Consider the following 17,506-nt stretch of genomic DNA (forward strand, 5'->3'; position numbering starts at 1 on the left):
AAGAGATGATGAAAAAAAACATTTTACTTCTTATTACAGCAATAGCCTTTAGCCTTAACTTAAGTGCTCAAAGAGGAATTAAAATTGCTTACATTGATATGGATTATATTTTAAAAAATATTCCAGAATATCAACAGGCTAGTCAGCAATTAGAAAGCAAGGTTCAGAAATGGAAATCTGAAATTGAACTGATGATGAAAAATGTTGATGATATGAAGCAAAACTTAGAAAATGAAAGAGCTCTTTTAACTAAAGAACTTATAGAAGAAAGAGAAGAAGAGATTGCTTTTGAAGAGAAGAAAGTTTTAGATTATCAAAATGATAGATTTGGTGCTCAAGGAGATTTAATGATTCAAAAAAGACAATTGGTTCAGCCAGTTCAAGATCAAGTTTTTAATGCTGTACAAGAAATCGGTCTTAAAAGAGAATATGATTTTATCTTTGAAAATTCCGCGGAAGCGTTAATGTTATTTTCTGCAAATCGACATGATATTAGCGATCAGGTTTTAACGATGATCGAAAGAACGTCTAGAAAAACTCAAAATGAAAATAGAGCTAATGAAGTAGCCGTTGATCCTAACGAACCATATAAGTCTGTTGAGGGAGCAAAAAATGAAGCTGCAGAAGAAGCGAAAAGAGAAAGAGAAAGACAAGCTCAAGTTGATGAAAGAGAAAATATGCTAGACGAACGCCAAAGGAAAAGAGATTCTGCAAGAGCAGCGAGACAAGCAGAATATGAAGAGAGAAGACGAAAGTTATTAGAAGATAGAGAAAGAAGAAGAGACAGCTTAGAACAAGCTAGAAATAAATAAAAGAAACAATTAAATAACAACAATTAATTTTTTAGAAAGATGAAACAATTTAAGACCGTTTTAATAGCCGTATCATTTATGTTAGGTGCAGTTGCATTTACTAATGCACAAACCTCTAAAGTGGCTCACGTAGGGACACAAGAACTTATTGAGTCTATGCCTACATATCAATCTGCTATGTCTCAATTAGAAAAATTAGAAAAGACTTATAGAGCAGACATTGACGATTTATTGAAAGAAGCTCAAAACAAAAATCAACGTTACCAAGCAGAAGCTACTACCAAGACTGAAGAAGAAAATGCTTCTAGAGCAAGAGAGTTACAAGCTACTCAAGAAAAAATTGTTCAGTTTCAGCAAAACGCTCAAAAAGAGTTACAAAAGAAAGAAACTGAATTATTAAAGCCTGTTTATGAAAAAGCAAGAACTGCTATTCAAAAGGTAGCTAGAGCTAAAGGTTTTGATTACGTTTTAGATTCTACTACAGGTGCTGGAGGTGTTTTATTAGCCGATGGTTATGACTTATTAAACGATGTAAAGAAGGAGTTAGGAATCTAATTCTATAAAATTTATACAAATTGTAAAAAAGCGTTTCCATTAATGGAAACGCTTTTTTATTTTTACTATTAAAATTTAACTATGATAAAATCTGCTCCTATTGGAATGTTTGACTCTGGCGTTGGCGGAACCTCTATTTTTAAAGCCGTACAGCAGCTTTTGCCTGAGGAGCAGATCATTTATTTAGCAGATAGCCGTAACGCTCCGTATGGAGCTAAAAGCAAGGCAGAGATCATAGATTTATCCTATAAGAACACAAAACTACTTTTAGATCACGGCGCAAAAATTATTGTTGTTGCTTGTAACACCGCTACCACTAATGCAATTAAAGAATTAAGAGCTAATTTTGATGTACCATTTATTGGAATAGAGCCTGCTATTAAGCCTGCAGCACTTCAAAGTAAATCTAAAGTTATTGGAATATTAGCCACCAAAGGAACCTTATCCAGCGAATTGTTTACTAAAACATCTGAACTGTTTGCAAAAAATACAGAAATAATAGAAGTAATAGGAGAAGGATTAGTCCCTCTTGTAGAGAAAGGTTTATTAAACTCTGAACAAACAAGAAGTTTACTTATAAGACTTCTTCAACCTATGATAGCAAAGGGCATAGACTATCTTGTGCTAGGTTGCAGTCATTATCCTTATTTAATTCCATTAATTAAAGAGATACTTCCTGAAGTTGTACAAATTATAGATTCTGGAGAGGCGGTAGCTAAACAAACAAAAGCAGTTTTACAAAATGTAAAACTGCTTAGCAATAAGTTAGAAAAAGACTCTATATTTTTTTCAAATAAAAATCCTAAAGTCTTAGACGACTTGGTAAATTATAACCGTATAGAAAAATTTAAGGTCTCCTATTTAGATTTTTAGTAATTAATAGCAGGACAATTACAATGGTAAGGTTCTTTGTTCTTCCCAAAGGTATATCCTAAAGTTATTTGGTGAAAACCAGAATTACTTAATACTACAGAGTTTGCCTGATACGTGTAAGTATAAGCAAACATAAAATCTCCATAATTAATTCCTAAGAAAGGAGATACATATTGTAATTTTTGATTTTCCACACTAGCCAATCCATCAGTACTGTATTCTGCACCATCAAAACTTCTTCTATAAGAAAGTCCTCCCCAAAGTTGACCAAAATCAAAATTTCTATAAACTTTAAAGTTACCATCGATAGATGCCTCTGAAGTTTCTTCTTTCATTTGAAAAAGAACTGAAGGCTCATAAGACCACTCCGATCCATAAGGCGCTATTACATAACCTAACGACAGTAAATATTGTCTTTGATTATCGGTCTCAAAGTTATCTGAAAAAATATCACGCTTTTGGGGAATTAAATTCTTTACGGTAAAATGAGAATAGAACTCTAAGAAATAATAAGACATTCCAAAATCAACATTAAAATAAGAATCTTGTTGTTCTGTTCCTGAAATAATAGGATCATTAGGATTAGTTCCCCCAATTAAATCACTTTCATCTAATTTCTCTTGTAAAACACCCACATTTAAACCAAAAGATAATTGATTTAAATCTACTCTATCTCTAGATAACAATATGTGGTATGCAAAGGTGGCGTAAACTCCTTGTTGAGAAAATCGACCATTACTATCGTTGTACAAAATCCCGCCAATTCCAACATTCTCTCCAACTCTCCCATTTAAACTTAAAGTTTCTAAAGATGGAGCATCATCTACATCAAACCATTGTCTTCTCCCTGTAAGACGAATTTTATTTCTAATACCAGCACCAGCCATTGAAGGGTGTACTAAATATAGGTTGTCAGTTAAGTAATCGGTATAAACTGGAATTCCACGTTCTTGAGCTTGAGACAAAAATGGTAATGTAATAATTGCCAAAAACAAGTAGGTTTTTATAGACTTCATATTTTTTTAGGGTATTATCTCGTCAAATTAAAGCAAATTGAGAAAAAGTAAAAAATTTATAACCACATTATTTATGGTTTTTCTAACAAAAATCACAAAATTAACATAAAATATGAATCCTTTGAGGAATTTCTATTAAACTTTATTTCTCTATATAAGCCGTAAATATATTCATTTCATTGTATTTCTTTTAGTATTTTTGCGTAAAATTTGCGTTTATGAAAAATTACCATATAGAAGTTAAGTCTACCACCAATAAATCTATTGTTAAATTTGAAGCTGATCAATTTTTAGTCAATCATGAAAGCTATGAATTTAAAAATATTGATGAGGCGTCAAAATCGCCCTTAGCACAAAAATTATTTCATCTTCCATTTGTTAAAACGGTTTATTTAGCACAAAATTTTGTTGCTATAGAAAAATATGACATTGTTGCTTGGGAAGATGTGCAAGAAGAATTAAAAAATCAGCTAGAAGACCTTTTAAATAATGGTACTGTTATCATTACAGAAGATTCTCAACAAACTAAAAAAATTCCGGTAACGGTATATGCAGAAAGCACTCCTAACCCTAAAGTAATGAAGTTTGTAGCTAATAAAAAATTAGTTTTACAATCTATAGAGTTTAAAAATATTGACGATGCATCACATTCTCCTTTAGCTAAAGCTTTATTTCATTTTCCTTTTGTGAAGGAGGTTTTTTTAGATGAAAATTATGTTTCGGTTTCTAAATATGATGTAGCAGACTGGAATGATATTACTTTAGAATTGAGAGAATTTATTAGAAGTTACATTGAAGATGGTAAACAGATTCTTGAAGAAGGAGCTACACAAAAATCTTCTGGAGAAGATATAGTAAATAGCTCGTCACCATCTATCGAAAATTTAGATGACACTTCTAAAGAAATCGTTGCGATCTTAGATGAGTATATAAAACCTGCCGTAGCAAGTGATGGAGGAAATATCATGTTCGATTCTTATGATGAAGAAACTAAAACGGTAAAAGTGATTTTACAAGGTGCTTGTAGCGGATGTCCTTCTTCTACTTATACACTTAAGAATGGAATTGAAAATATGTTGAAAGAAATGCTTCACAATAAAGTAAACACAGTAGAAGCTATTAACGGATAATTTTTTACGGTTAATCATACATAAAAAAAGCTCCCAATTTGGGAGCTTTTTTATTGATATATGTTGCGGTTCTATTTACTAGAATTCTCGTTTAGCATCATCATAATAGCTTTCAAAAAGCTGTAATAAACTAATCGTTGATGTGATCATATCTTTAGTTTCTAATAACAAACCAAAGTATAATTTTGTATTCTTAGGACTAGTTTCTGAAGTTCTAATACGTGTAATCTGTTTTTGAATTAGCTCTGAAACTTTTTCGATGAGAGCTTGTTTCTGAACGATAATCTGATTTATATTCTCAAAAGAATGCGTATCAAAAGTTTCAATTATTTCTTGAAAAACTACCTGTAACTCTCTGTCAATACTTTTTAAATCTCGAATTTGATTAAACTTCAAATTCTTATGGTTATTGTTAACGTGCTTATAACTCGATCTAGTTATTTGAGCAATCGACTGCACAATATCTTGCATATGATCTAAGAAGAGAATATAGAATCTACTCGCCTCTACAGAATTTTCCTCCAAAGATTTAATAAAGTAGAACACATTATCTTTTAGTTCTTCCACCTCATCTTCAAGCACATTAAGTTTTTTAGTATCCTTTTTAAGCTTCCCAAGATCATGGTAACCTAAATGATCGATTACTTTCCCATAACGCTTATTTATACCCTGAATAACGTTAGAAATATTCTGTGACGTTTCCATCGTAATTTCGTTAATAGTAATGATATCATTTCTATTAAAACGTTTTTTATTTTTTTCAGCTTTTACTTTTCTAGTATGTAAAATTGCACTCCTCGTAATAAGAAAAACAGCCAACAAAACTAAAACTGCAATAGCAATCATTCCTCCATACCAAATAATTGCAGCAAATATAGCTGCAGCAATAAAGGCAACAATTGCGGTTACAAACCACCCTCCTACGACATTGATAACACCTGCTACTCTATAAACAGCACTTTCTCTGTCCCAAGCTCTATCGGCTAAAGAAGTACCCATAGCCACCATAAAGGTTACATAAGTCGTAGATAATGGTAATTTTAAATTGGTTCCTATAGAGATAAGAATACTCGCTACTACCATATTTACCGATGCTCTTACGGTATCAAATGCTGGAGCATCAATTCTTCTATCATTAATTAACTCCTTTGGTTTTTGAAATTTCTCTTCTATTTTATTCTTTACGGAATTTGGTAGAACACTAGAAATACCACTTGTTAGGTACACAGAATAACGGACGATTACTCGCGATAAGGTATTAGGCTCAAATCGCTCTACTCCATCTCCTTGTCTTGCCAAGTTAATTCCTGTATCTACAACCGATCTAGCTTTACTTGAAAACCATAATGTAACTACCATTATTCCCCCCGCTAAAATCAATAAAAGCTCTGGAGTTTGTACTGCACCAGAAAGTCCTTCCATATTAAACTCAGAAGGTAGAACTCCTGTAGCAAGATATGCTTGTTGCCACAACTCAAAAGATTGCCAAGCTGCAATAGGAACACCTATAAAGTTCACTAAGTCATTTCCTGCGAAAGCTAAAGCCAAAGCAAAGGTTCCTATCACAATAATCGCCTTTAGAATGTTTATTTTTAAAATACTCATAAGTAGCTGAGAAAGCAATGTCCACAATAAAAAGCTAACTAAAATAATAATTAGAGTATTATCATTTACATACTCTTTTGCTTCCGAAGAAATAAAAGAAATACTCTTCATTCCTTTAATAAAAATAAAGTAGGTGATTGCTGTAATTGAAAGTCCTCCAAAAATGGCACCTACATATTTAATCTTTTTCTCATATTGAAAAGAAAATACTAACCTAGATAAATATTGAACCAAAGCACCAATTGTAAAAGCTATGACGACCGAGAGCAGTATTCCTACAATTATTTCTAATGCTTTAGAAGTATTAATATATTGCGCCAACATTTCATAACCTTCACCTTGGTTATATAGTTTAATACAGGCTACACTTACTGCAGCTCCTAATAATTCAAAAACAATAGAAACCGTGGTGGAAGTTGGTAAGCCTAGGGAGTTGAAAAAATCTAACAATAAAACATCGGTTATCATGACGGCTAAAAAGATAATCATGATTTCATCAAAATAAAATTGACTCGGAACAAAAATCCCTTTACGAGCCACTTCCATTAAACCACTAGAAAAAATGGCCCCAACCGCTACACCAATACTGGCAACAATCATAATGGTACGTAAAGAAATGGCTTTAGAACCAATTGCAGAGTTTAAAAAATTCACTGCATCATTACTTACTCCTACAACCAAATCGGTAATTGCAAGTGCAAATAAAATCGTAAGCATTACGATATAAATATTTTCCATAAAAACTTCTTATTTCTGAATTTGCAAAAATGTATATTTCATAATTCTTTTCACTGCTTTAATTGTTACCAAAACATTAATTTTAAACATTCTGTTTTGAATTACAAAAAACTAAAATAAGACAACTAAATGAATTTCTCTCAAAATAATCTTAAGAACCAATCTAGTCCCTATTTATTACAACACGCCAATAACCCTATACATTGGCAAACTTGGAACGAAAATTCTTTACGAGAAGCTCAACAACAAAATAAATTATTAGTAATAAGTATTGGTTACACCGCCTGCCATTGGTGTCATGTGATGGAAAAAGAAGTGTTCGAAAAACAAGAGGTTGCCCATCTTATGAATGAGCATTTTATTTCTATAAAAGTTGATCGAGAAGAACATCCCGATGTAGATCAAATCTATATGCTAGCATTGCAAATTATGACCCGACAAGGAGGCTGGCCGCTTAATATCGTCGCACTACCTAACGGAAAACCTATTTGGGGAGCTACCTATTTACCCGAAAAACAATGGTTAGGCTCTTTGCATCAACTTAAAGATCTACATCAAAAAGACCCCAACCAAATGGAAGAATACGCTCTTCAGCTAGAGAAAGGCATTCTTTCTACACAACTCATAGATGAACCAATAGACACAGAATTTAAAAGAAATCATTTGCAAAATGCGTTGAAAAAATGGCAACAAATTTTTGATTATAAGTATGGGGGAGATAAAAGTGCTCCAAAATTTATGATGCCTAATCAATTACAGTTTTTACTACGTTATGGATTTCAGGAAAACAACAAAGAAGTTTTAAATTACGTAAAACTTACACTATATAAAATCGCTCAAGGCGGAATTCACGATGTGGTAGGGGGAGGTTTTTCTAGATACAGTGTAGATGAAAAATGGCATATCCCACATTTCGAAAAAATGCTATACGACAATGCTCAACTAACATCTCTATACGCCCAAGCTTATCAAGTTTTTAAAGATGAATACTTTAAAGAAATCGCCACAAAAACCATTGCTTTTATAGAAAGTGATTTAAAAAGTAATGATGATTTGTATTTCGCTTCTTATGATGCCGACAGTCTAAATGATAAAGGAGAACAAGAAGAAGGTGCTTTTTACACTTGGACAAAAAAAGAATTACAAAACATCCTAAAAGAAGATTTCCTTCTTTTTTCTGATATTTTTAATATCAATGATACAGGATATTGGGAAAACGGGAAATATGTATTCATTCAAACTCAAAACCTACAAAAGGTTGCACAAAACTATCATCTAGAAGAGTTTCATTTAAAAGAAAAAATAGATAGTTGTCTTCTTACTTTAAAAGAAGAAAGAAATAATAGACCTCAACCTCTACTCGATCACAAATGCCTTACTAGTTGGAATGCTTTAACGATATCCTCTTTTATAGATACTTATAAAATTACTGCAAACGAAAAACACTTAACTTTTGCTGTGAAAACTGCAAGAGCGCTGTGGGACAATTTGTTTGACGAGAAATTATACAAGAGTTACGTTGAAGGAAATAAGCAAATTCTAGGAACATTAGAAGACTATGCGTTAGTGATAAAAGCTTACTTACAAATCTATCAAATAACTTCTGAAAATTCTTGGCTAGAAAAATCTCAAAAACTTATTGATATCGCTTTCGCTGAATTTTACGATGAAGAAGAAAATTTATTCTACTTAGCTTCTAAATCAAATAAACAACTATTTGCTCATCTTTTTGAAGTACACGACAATGTAATTCCAAGTTCTAATGCAATCATGTGTCATAACTTATTTATGATTGGAAAAATTACAAATCAGGACAAATACATTGAGATCGCGATGAATATGCTACACAAATACAAAAATTCTTTTCAAGAAACCCCATCGAATTATAGCGAATGGATGAACACCTATTTAAATATATCTCATCCATTTTATCATTTAAGTTTCGGTAAAGAGTGTATAGAAAATAAAGAGGTTTTTTTAGAAGAATATCTTCCTAATGTAATTTTAACTCTACATACTCCAGTTAATCTTAAACAATATGATTTCCGCGAAAGCGATATCTCAAATCAAATGCTTTTATGTCAAGAAAATTCTTGTAAGAGACCTTCTAAAAAGCGTATAGAAATATTAAAACAAATTGATTTCAATTAATTTTAACAAAACTTAAACAGCTAAAAGTTTCGGACAACAAAAAAACTAATTATTATCCTGCTTAAAAATATATTACATGGAAAAATTAGACAACATTGAGTATTACGCCAAAGAATACGGCCAAAAATTAATTGACTTTCTACCTAATTTAGTTGCTGCAATAGCAATTCTAGTAATTGGGTGGTGGATTGCAAAAATCATTGTACGCTACGTAAAAAAATTCTTTCAAAAGAAGAGTTACGATCCTGCTTTAGAGAATTTTATTGTTAACATTCTAGGATGGGCTCTAAAAATACTAGTTTTTATTACCGCTATTACCCAATTAGGAATTGAAACCACAAGTTTAGTTGCTATTATTGGTGCTGCAGGTTTAGCTATAGGTTTAGCTCTTCAAGGTTCTCTGGCAAATTTTGCTGGTGGAGTTTTAATCATCATTTTAAAACCTTTTAAAATTGGAGATTGGATTGAAGCTCAAGGAGTTTCTGGTAGTGTAAAAGAAATATCTATTTTTTACACACATATCAACACCTTCGGGAATCAATTAGCAGTAATTCCTAATGGTCAATTGTCTAATGATAATATTATTAATTATACCGTAGAAGGGAAAAGAAAAGATGCCATCACTATTGGGATTTCTTACGATGCTAATATCAAGGAAGCAAAAGATATTCTGTTAAATTTAATGAAAGAGCAAGAAGGCATTCATAAAGACCCAGAGCCACAAGTAGTCGTAACCGAACTTGCAGACAATTCAGTTAACCTATCACTTAGGTTTTGGGCTTCTAACGATGAATTTTGGGGATGCCACTGGTATACTATAGAAGAAGCTAAAAGAAGATTAGATGCTGCAGGTATTGGAATCCCTTACCCACAGAGAGACGTTCATATTATTAAAGATTAATTCTTATTCTTTTTGATTACAAAATCTTTTAAATAAAAAGGTTCAAAATAAGCGACATCTTCAATGTCGCTTATTTTGTATTTATTAAATGCTATTGAAGCCATTTCTTTGGTAGATGGCAAGCATTGTAAGAATGAAGTATTCTTTTTATTAGATAAAACTTCTTCGATTTTCCCGACTCCATCACCAACAAAAAGCTTATTTCCTTTCAACTCTTCAAAAGAGTTTTCATCTATTATTTTTGCTTCCACAGGAGAGATTAAAATTAACTCTCCATTTTCTAGTTTAAACACAGAAGTATAAACCTCCATACGACGAGCATCTAAAATAGGAATAACATACCCATCAGCAAAGTCTAAAGATTTATATTGATGTGCTATTGAAGTTAATGTATCAACCGACAGTAAAGGTAAATTTAAAGCATAACATAGTCCTTTTGCTGCTGAAACTCCAATTCTCAATCCTGTGTATGAGCCAGGTCCTTTACTAACTGCTACTGCATCTAAATTTAATAGTGTCTTATTAGATTCAGTTAAGACTGCTTCAATAAATAAATGGAGTTTCTCTGCATGAGAATACCCAGGAGTTTTATCTTCCTTAATTGCTATAATCTTGTCATCTTCTGCTAAAGCAACAGAGCAATTGACAGTCGTTGTTTCTAATAATAATATTAAAGCCAAATTATTTATCTTCTAATGAGCCTTTCACCTCTATTTTATCACCAGCCTTTAAACTCTTGGTAACCGTGTTATACGGACCTGTAATTACTTCGTCCCCTACCTTTAAGCCTTTAGATATTTCTATATTTGTATCGTCTTGTATTCCTGTTTTCACAACTTGTAACCTAACTTCATCTCCATTTTTCACAAATACACATTCAAAAGTTTCATCTGTAATTGTTTTTTTTGCAGATGGAGTTTGTTCTTTATCGTTTCCGTTTATATTCTTCTTTACGGAAGTAGTATCATTTTTGATCACAATAGCACTAATAGGAACTCCAATAATATTTTTCTTTCTACTTGTGATGATATCAACGGTAGCAGTCATTCCTGGTCTAAACGGAGAGAAATCTTCTGGTTTTCCTTCAGTTAACTCTGCATAAGATTGTTTTAGTATCTTTACTTTAACACCAAAATTAGTTACTTGATCTGCCGTTAAATCATCTGCAGCCGAATTAGAAATTTCAGTAACAATTCCTTTAAATTCCTTACCTAAATAGGCATCAACTTCTACAATTGCCGAATCACCAACTGCAATTTTAACAATATCATTTTCATTTACTTCTACTTCAACTTCCATCTCTGCAAGATTCGCTACACGTAAAATTTCGGTTCCTGCCATTTGCTGTGTACCAACTACTCGCTCTCCTAACTCGGCGTCTAACTTTGAAATTGTCCCAGACATAGGTGCATAAATCGTAGTTCTGCCTAAATTATCTTTAGCTTCGTTTACCGTTGCAGCAGCACTTTGCACATTATAATAAGCAGATTCTCTAGAGGCTTGAGCCATTTCATATTCAGATACAATCGCATCCCATTCAGATTTTGAGATAACTCCCTTATCAAAAAGAGTTTTATTACGATCGTAATTTGCTTTTGCTTGCTTTAAACTCGCTTTACTTTGAGCTAAAGAAGCTTGAATATTTTGATAACTTGCTTGTGATCGCTGTAAGCTAGATTGATACAAATCTGGATTAATCTTTACCAATAAGTCTCCTTTTTCTACGGCTTGACCTTCTTGGATTGGTAACTCAATAATTTCTCCCGAAACTTCTGAAGATAACTTTACCTCAACTTCAGGTTGTATTTTTCCTGTAGCCGAAACCGTTTCGGTTATATCTATTTCATTAATGGCAGTTATTTCAACTTGTTTAAAGTTTCCTGTTTTTCCAAACCATCCGCTTTTTTTACCAACTACCAATAACAAAATAACCGCTACTACTAAGGCAACAATTATAACAAGTGTCTTTTTTTTCATAATTACAACTTAATATCTTTTGCGTCTACACCAAAAAATAATTCTAAAACTTTTAATTTAAATATATAATCGTACTTAGTTCTGTTCACTTCTATTTTAGCATTGTCAAATCTCAATTTTGACTGACTAAAATCAAAGGCATTTGTTAAACCTACATCATAACGCTCTTTAGCATAATCATAAGCTAACTCTTGAGATTCTAAAGCTGTTTGTGAAGCTTCATAAGCCTTAAGCGCTCCTTTTACATCTACATAAGCCTGATACACATTTGATTCTAAATCTAATTTTGCTTGCTCTAATTGAAACTCAGTTCTTTCTAAATTTACTTTATTTCTCTTCACATTAGTTCTTGCCGATAGTCCATTAAAAATAGGAACGTTTAATTGAAGCCCATAACCTATACCATCATTCTGCCATAATTGATCTGTAAAATTTCTATCTAAAAAATCGTTATCTGAATATCTAGTGTTATATCCAAAAAAAGCTGAAAGTGTCGGGTAATAATTACCTCTTGCTATTTGAACATCTTTTTCAGCTAAAAGAACATTTTGTTCAGCTATTTTAACTTCCGATCTAGTTTCTTCAGCTGAGTTGATAATCTCTTGTACAGGAATATCTGTAACCTCGGTTGAGATGATCTCATAACCTTCATCAACTATTTGAAAACTTTCGTAATCTTTTATAAGCAAAAGTTGAGCTAAACTAATTAAAGAAATCTCTACATCGTTTTCCGCTACAGCGATACGTTGTTTCTCACTCGCATCTGTAGCCTTTATCTCTAGCATATCTCCTTGTGGCAAAACCCCTGCATCAACTAAATCTTGGGTTCTTTCTAATTGTTCTAAAGTGACAATATTCTGAGATTTGATTACTTCTAAGTTAGCTTTATTAAGTAATACTTGTAAATAAGAATTAGCTACAGCTAAAGCAATATCATCTTTCATTTTATCTAAACGATATTGACTTGCCAATTTTGCCAATTTAGATCTTTGAAGCTGACGAATATTTTTTAAACCATCAAACAATGTTAAGTTAGAACTTATTCCCCCAGTCATAGATGAAAATGTTTCATTTTCAAATTGGTTAGTTACTGGGTTAATATTGGCACCTGTATTGGTTGAATAAGAAGCTGAACCGTTTACCGTAGGAATTAAGTTACCAATGGCATCCATTTTGTCTAGCTCTGCAGCATCTACATCTAGTTGAGACTGACGGATAGAAATATTATTTTCTAGAGCGTGCTCAACACACTCTTTTAACGTCCATTTTTTTTCTTGCGCTTGAAAAGTAAATGTCAAGAAAAAAAGAATAATAAAGCTAGATATTGATTTCATAAAAAGGTTTCTATGTATATATGTAGATTTCATTATAGTTTTGTTACAATTAAACTTAGTCTTTTTGACCAAAGTTCTCTGCAGGTTTTACCTGATTCCAAACTTTAATCTCATCATTTTCATTTATACCCTCTAAAACTTGAATGTAAATTCCGTCACTCAAGCCAAGCTTCACCTCTTGTCTTTTAAATTCCTGCTCTCCTGTTTTTACCTCTACAAATGGCTCTTTACTATCAGAATCAAACTGAACCAAAGACTCTTTTATCGCTAAAACATTTTCAACTTTATCTAAAATAATAGAAGCATTCGCACTTAACCCTGAACGAATAAAAGTACTATCTTGATTTTTTAAAGTTCCTTCAATTTCAAATTGTATAGCTCCGTTTTCGTCTAATCCTTTTGGAGCGATGTAATCTAAAATGGCATCAAATTTTTTATTTTCAATAGCACCAATCGTTATTTCTAACGGAAGATTTTCTTTAATTTTTCCTACTTCAGATTCATCTACTTTTCCCTCAAAAATCATTTTATCTACATTAGCTAACGTAGCAATGGTAGTTCCTTCATTAAAGTTATTGGCTTCAATTACTTGATTTCCTTCTTTTACTGGAACTTCTAAGACCATACCTGAAATGGTAGAACGAATTTGAGTATTCGCTGCATTTCCTACTCCGCTAGTGGTTCCTGTTTGAATAATTTCATAGGTTTGTTGAGCTGCTCTATAGGTTTGTTGAGATTGACGGTAAGTAACTTCTATTTGATCAAAATCGTTAGCCGAAATCACTCCTTTATCGAACAATCCTTTTTGGCGATCATAATTACGCTTTTGGTTATCCATTTCTATTTTTGCTGAAGTAATTTGGTTTTTAGCACTAGCCAAATTAGAGACATTAGGAACTACTTTTAAAGAAGCAATTAAATCTCCAACTTTAATATTTTCTCCCGCTTCGATATAAATTTTATCAATAATTCCAGATATGTTAGGCTTGATTAAAATCTCTTCTTTAGGAACAATACTTCCAGTTGCAACTGTTTCTTTAACGATAGTTTGCTTAGAAGGTTTCTCAGTCTCATAAACAACGGGACTTTCTTGATTCTTTTGGTATAAGTAGTACAAAGAACCAAAAAACAAGATTCCTATGACAACTAAAACAATGATGGTTAGTATTCTTTTCATTTTATAGATTGATTTTATTTTTATTCTGTTCTTAAAGCGTCTACAGGTTTTATTCTAATCGCGTTTTGTGCAGGTATTAATCCTGCTAATAAACCTGAAATCACCAATATAAGTAAGGCTATAATTACTGTGACTAAATCTACACTCGGGTTGATAAACATCATTTCTGAACTATCTTGTGCAGCCAAAGCATAATTTACCAACCACAGAACTAAGGTGGCTAAAATAATACCGGCCATCCCTGAGATAATTGTCAAGAAAATAGACTCTAATAGAATTTGACCTCGAATTGACCACGGTGTCGCACCCAAAGCTCTTCTCACACCTATCTCATTAGTTCGCTCTTTAACTACAATTAGCATAATGTTACAGATCCCTATTACTCCCGAGAGTAAGACGAGAATTCCCACAAAATAAGCAACGAAATTTAGAGCTGTAAACAAGCCACTAATTTTCGTATACTCTTCAAATAGATCAAAATTTCCTATCGCACGATCATCTTCTGGATGTATGGTATGATTTTCTTTAATCACATCAAAAATAGAACTTTTCAATGCTGTGATAGAATTATTATCATTTGCTGTAATAGCCATCCAACCTACAATATCTCCCATATTAAAAGCTTGAGAGAAAGAGGTAAACGGCACATAAATTTCTTTTTGATCTTCTTCTGAATTTCCTCCTCCTGTACTTTTCTTCTTATAGGTACCTATAACTTGAAAATTAACGCCATTCACTTTTATATAACTACCTAAAACTTCTTCATCATTCTCATACATGGTAGTTTTAACACCTTCTCCAATAACCGCTACTTTACGTCTTTCATTAAGATCATTATAATTAAGAAACCTCCCAGAAGTAATATCCATAGGTTGTTGGTTTATAATTTCTGGATAATCCCCGTATACATTAAAAGCTCCAGACTTTAAGCCTCTAACCACATTATTAGTGCCTCCAAAACCTCCTAATTGATTACGTGGAGAAACATATTGAAGTCCCGGCACGTTATCTTTTATAGCCTGAACGTCTTTAGTTTTAAAATTATATCTTCTCCCCTTAGGTAATCCTTTATAGGGTTTGGCAACCGTTTGTGTCCACATAAACATGCTGTTAGTCGCCATTCCTCCAAAGCCTTGTTTTACTCCGTTTTCTAAACCTTTCCCAGCGGCTAAGAGAATAACAAGTATAAATATTCCCCACAACACGCCAAAAGCAGTAAGTATCGTTCTAAACCAATTTGAGCTTAGTGATTCTATAATTTCGTTCCATTTATCTCTGCTAAACATACTATTCGTCTCTTAAGGCTATAATGGGTTTAATTCTAGCCGCTCTCCAGGCTGGGAAAAATCCGGCGAAAGCTCCTGCAACTATTAATATAATTACTGTGGTTATGGCAATTTGAAAATTAACTGAAGGATTAGCTATAAATTCAGTTTCTACCATAGGACCTACAAATTCTAAAAGCACTAAACCTAAGAACAAGCCTAAGAAGCCTGCTATTGCCGTGACAAAAATGGACTCATGTAAAATCATCGTCACAATAGATAAAGGTTGCGCTCCTAATGCTTTTCTAATTCCTATTTCTTTAGTACGTTCCTTTACGATAATAAGCATAATATTACTTACCCCTATAACTCCTGCTAATATGGTAGCAATACCTACAAACCAAAAGAACATTTTAATCATTCCCATAAGGTCATAAAATCGTTTCGCATTTTCTAAAGAGTTATTAACTGAAATAGCACTTTCATCTTGTGGTGCTACATCATGAGTTTCTTTAAGTTGTTTTTCAATTTTATCTGAAAAATCTACGGAAGCAGCAGTTGCCTTTTCAAAATTATCTTCCATAGGTAAACTAAAAGATAAGAAGTTAACTCGATTTGCTCCACTGAAAACTTTTTGTGCTGTTGATATAGGTACAAAAACTCTCGATTCTTCTCTTTCCCCTCCCGGATCTGAGTAAACACCTATCACCTTAAAATTTACTCCAGAAACTTTAACGTACTTGCCAATAGCATCTTGATCTTTGAATAGATCATCATTCACTTTTTTACCAATTACAACACTTTTAGTACTGTTATCAATATCTAAAGTATTAATGTGCCTTCCTTTGATGAGTGTTTGATTTTCTAGAAATTGATAATCTGGATAAATTCCTTCTACTCGATAACTACCAGATTCTTTTTTATAAGTCACCATCCCACCCCAAATTCGGTAAACCGATGACTTATATTCAAGTTCATCTTTATGCAGTTTGGTTATATGGTCGTAATCTTTATTGCGAAGCTGAATGACCCTTCCAGGATTCATACCTTTATATTCTACAGAGGTAACTCCCGTCCACACAAAAATGACATTGGCAGCATCATCTTGAAATTGAGACGAAATTCCATTTTGCATTCCCTGGCTTACTCCAAGTAAAATTACTAGTATAAATATTCCAGAAAGCACCGATAATCCCGTAAGAAAAGTTCTTAGCTTGTTTTTGCTAATGGTTTCAAATATTTCTTCCCAACGCTCTAAATTAAACATGGTCTTTGGCTCTTACTTGTTCTACATAAGAGTCATCTATAATTACACCATCTTTTAGGTTTACAATACGCTTGGTCATGTGCGCAATATCATCTTCGTGGGTAACGACCAAAATGGTTTTTCCTTCATCGTTAATACCTTGAATTAAATCCATCACCTCATAAGAGGTTTTTGTATCTAGAGCCCCTGTAGGTTCATCGGCTAACAAAACTTTAGGATCACTAGCTAAAGCTCTTGCAATAGCCACCCTTTGTTTTTGACCCCCAGAAAGCTCATTAGGTAAATGCTTTGCCCAAGGTGCCAAACCTACTTTTTCTAAATAGGCCATAGATCTATCTAAACGCTCTCCCCTACTTACTCCTTGATAATATAACGGCATAGCTACATTATCTAAAGCTGTTTTATAGTTTATAAGGTTAAAAGATTGAAAGATGAAACCTAGAAATTTGTTTCTATACTTGGCTGCAATTTTTTCATTGAGGTTCTTAATAGGCACATTATCTAACATATATGAACCGGTATCTGCTTCATCTAACATACCCAAGATATTAAGTAAGGTAGACTTTCCAGATCCTGAAGAACCCATAATAGAAACTAGTTCGCCTTCTTTAACATTAAAGTTGATTCCTTTTAAAACGTGCAGTGAAGTTGCTCCTGTTTTATATGATTTATGAAGATCTTTAATTTCTATCATTTGGCTAATTT

At 32.7% G+C, this 17,506-nt stretch carries 15 protein-coding genes; 6 read left to right on the forward strand and 9 right to left on the reverse strand.

Annotated elements, in window-relative coordinates:
• Positions 1 to 8 precede the first annotated feature (8 nt).
• From FT986_RS09440 to murI, 3 genes are all read left to right on the forward strand, one after another.
• Positions 9 to 812 carry an OmpH family outer membrane protein gene (locus FT986_RS09440; protein WP_147864922.1) on the forward strand — a complete coding sequence of 268 codons (804 nt, stop codon included), beginning with the start codon at positions 9 to 11 and terminating at the stop codon, positions 810 to 812.
• Between the two features lie 39 nt (positions 813 to 851).
• Positions 852 to 1,367 (forward strand): OmpH family outer membrane protein, encoded by a 516-nt coding sequence (locus FT986_RS09445; protein ID WP_147864819.1) that lies wholly within the window; start codon positions 852 to 854, stop codon positions 1,365 to 1,367.
• An 81-nt stretch (positions 1,368 to 1,448) separates the two neighbouring features.
• On the forward strand, positions 1,449 to 2,240 hold the full coding sequence (gene murI, locus FT986_RS09450) for a glutamate racemase (RefSeq protein WP_147864820.1): 792 nt from the start codon (positions 1,449 to 1,451) through the stop codon (positions 2,238 to 2,240).
• On the opposite strand, the gene FT986_RS09455 is transcribed toward murI, so the two are convergent.
• Positions 2,237 to 3,256, reverse strand: a complete 1,020-nt coding sequence (locus FT986_RS09455; protein ID WP_147864821.1) for a type IX secretion system membrane protein PorP/SprF — start codon at positions 3,254 to 3,256, stop codon at positions 2,237 to 2,239. The genes murI and FT986_RS09455 overlap by 4 nt on opposite strands.
• Positions 3,257 to 3,474: 218 nt before the next feature.
• On the opposite strand from FT986_RS09455, the gene FT986_RS09460 reads away from it, so the two are divergent.
• Positions 3,475 to 4,386, forward strand: coding sequence for a NifU family protein (locus FT986_RS09460; RefSeq protein ID WP_147864822.1), 912 nt, complete (start codon positions 3,475 to 3,477; stop codon positions 4,384 to 4,386).
• Positions 4,387 to 4,464: 78 nt separating this feature from the next.
• On the opposite strand, the gene FT986_RS09465 is transcribed toward FT986_RS09460, so the two are convergent.
• A complete protein-coding gene (locus FT986_RS09465) occupies positions 4,465 to 6,729 on the reverse strand; it encodes an inorganic phosphate transporter (protein ID WP_147864823.1) in 2,265 nt (754 codons plus the stop codon).
• Between the two features lie 129 nt (positions 6,730 to 6,858).
• Here FT986_RS09465 and FT986_RS09470 point away from each other — a divergent pair, with 129 nt between their 5' ends.
• Complete coding sequence (locus tag FT986_RS09470; RefSeq protein ID WP_147864824.1) at positions 6,859 to 8,880, forward strand: thioredoxin domain-containing protein; 2,022 nt, start codon at positions 6,859 to 6,861, stop codon at positions 8,878 to 8,880.
• A gap of 76 nt (positions 8,881 to 8,956) precedes the next feature.
• Entirely contained in the window at positions 8,957 to 9,781 is an 825-nt protein-coding gene (locus FT986_RS09475) for a mechanosensitive ion channel family protein (RefSeq protein ID WP_111540682.1), read from the forward strand.
• Here FT986_RS09475 and tsaB read toward each other — a convergent pair.
• The 7 genes from tsaB to FT986_RS09510 are packed head-to-tail and all read right to left on the reverse strand — an operon-like array spanning position 9,778 to position 17,495.
• On the reverse strand, positions 9,778 to 10,461 hold the full coding sequence (gene tsaB, locus FT986_RS09480) for a tRNA (adenosine(37)-N6)-threonylcarbamoyltransferase complex dimerization subunit type 1 TsaB (protein WP_147864825.1): 684 nt from the start codon (positions 10,459 to 10,461) through the stop codon (positions 9,778 to 9,780). The genes FT986_RS09475 and tsaB overlap by 4 nt on opposite strands.
• 1 nt (position 10,462) lies before the next feature.
• Complete coding sequence (locus tag FT986_RS09485) at positions 10,463 to 11,758, reverse strand: efflux RND transporter periplasmic adaptor subunit (protein ID WP_147864826.1); 1,296 nt, start codon at positions 11,756 to 11,758, stop codon at positions 10,463 to 10,465.
• Positions 11,759 to 11,760: 2 nt separating this feature from the next.
• Positions 11,761 to 13,092, reverse strand: a complete 1,332-nt coding sequence (locus tag FT986_RS09490; protein WP_111540815.1) for a TolC family protein — start codon at positions 13,090 to 13,092, stop codon at positions 11,761 to 11,763.
• A 55-nt stretch (positions 13,093 to 13,147) separates the two neighbouring features.
• Positions 13,148 to 14,269 carry an efflux RND transporter periplasmic adaptor subunit gene (locus FT986_RS09495; protein WP_147864827.1) on the reverse strand — a complete coding sequence of 374 codons (1,122 nt, stop codon included), beginning with the start codon at positions 14,267 to 14,269 and terminating at the stop codon, positions 13,148 to 13,150.
• Positions 14,270 to 14,289: 20 nt separating this feature from the next.
• Positions 14,290 to 15,555, reverse strand: a complete 1,266-nt coding sequence (locus FT986_RS09500) for an ABC transporter permease (RefSeq protein ID WP_111540688.1) — start codon at positions 15,553 to 15,555, stop codon at positions 14,290 to 14,292.
• 1 nt (position 15,556) lies between these two features.
• A complete protein-coding gene (locus tag FT986_RS09505; RefSeq protein ID WP_147864828.1) occupies positions 15,557 to 16,801 on the reverse strand; it encodes an ABC transporter permease in 1,245 nt (414 codons plus the stop codon).
• Positions 16,794 to 17,495 carry an ABC transporter ATP-binding protein gene (locus FT986_RS09510; RefSeq protein ID WP_147864829.1) on the reverse strand — a complete coding sequence of 234 codons (702 nt, stop codon included), beginning with the start codon at positions 17,493 to 17,495 and terminating at the stop codon, positions 16,794 to 16,796. Before FT986_RS09510 ends, FT986_RS09505 begins: the two co-directional genes overlap by 8 nt.
• Between the last annotated feature and the right edge of the window lie 11 nt (positions 17,496 to 17,506).

It is taken from the genome of Mesonia sp. K4-1 (assembly GCF_008017825.1).
Classification (GTDB): Bacteria; Bacteroidota; Bacteroidia; order Flavobacteriales; family Flavobacteriaceae; genus Mesonia.

Bases quoted from the DNA above. Each gene is read 5' to 3' on its own strand.
- FT986_RS09440 (WP_147864922.1), top strand. From the start codon at position 9: ATGAAAAAAAACATTTTACTTCTTATTACAGCAATAGCCTTTAGCCTT.
- FT986_RS09470 (WP_147864824.1), top strand. From the start codon at position 6,859: ATGAATTTCTCTCAAAATAATCTTAAGAACCAATCTAGTCCCTATTTA.
- FT986_RS09500 (WP_111540688.1), bottom strand. From the start codon at position 15,555: ATGTTTAGCAGAGATAAATGGAACGAAATTATAGAATCACTAAGCTCA.
- FT986_RS09490 (WP_111540815.1), bottom strand. From the start codon at position 13,092: ATGAAATCAATATCTAGCTTTATTATTCTTTTTTTCTTGACATTTACT.
- FT986_RS09475 (WP_111540682.1), top strand. From the start codon at position 8,957: ATGGAAAAATTAGACAACATTGAGTATTACGCCAAAGAATACGGCCAA.
- FT986_RS09485 (WP_147864826.1), bottom strand. From the start codon at position 11,758: ATGAAAAAAAAGACACTTGTTATAATTGTTGCCTTAGTAGTAGCGGTT.
- FT986_RS09445 (WP_147864819.1), top strand. From the start codon at position 852: ATGAAACAATTTAAGACCGTTTTAATAGCCGTATCATTTATGTTAGGT.
- FT986_RS09495 (WP_147864827.1), bottom strand. From the start codon at position 14,269: ATGAAAAGAATACTAACCATCATTGTTTTAGTTGTCATAGGAATCTTG.
- FT986_RS09455 (WP_147864821.1), bottom strand. From the start codon at position 3,256: ATGAAGTCTATAAAAACCTACTTGTTTTTGGCAATTATTACATTACCA.
- FT986_RS09460 (WP_147864822.1), top strand. From the start codon at position 3,475: ATGAAAAATTACCATATAGAAGTTAAGTCTACCACCAATAAATCTATT.
- FT986_RS09465 (WP_147864823.1), bottom strand. From the start codon at position 6,729: ATGGAAAATATTTATATCGTAATGCTTACGATTTTATTTGCACTTGCA.
- murI (WP_147864820.1), top strand. From the start codon at position 1,449: ATGATAAAATCTGCTCCTATTGGAATGTTTGACTCTGGCGTTGGCGGA.
- FT986_RS09510 (WP_147864829.1), bottom strand. From the start codon at position 17,495: ATGATAGAAATTAAAGATCTTCATAAATCATATAAAACAGGAGCAACT.
- FT986_RS09505 (WP_147864828.1), bottom strand. From the start codon at position 16,801: ATGTTTAATTTAGAGCGTTGGGAAGAAATATTTGAAACCATTAGCAAA.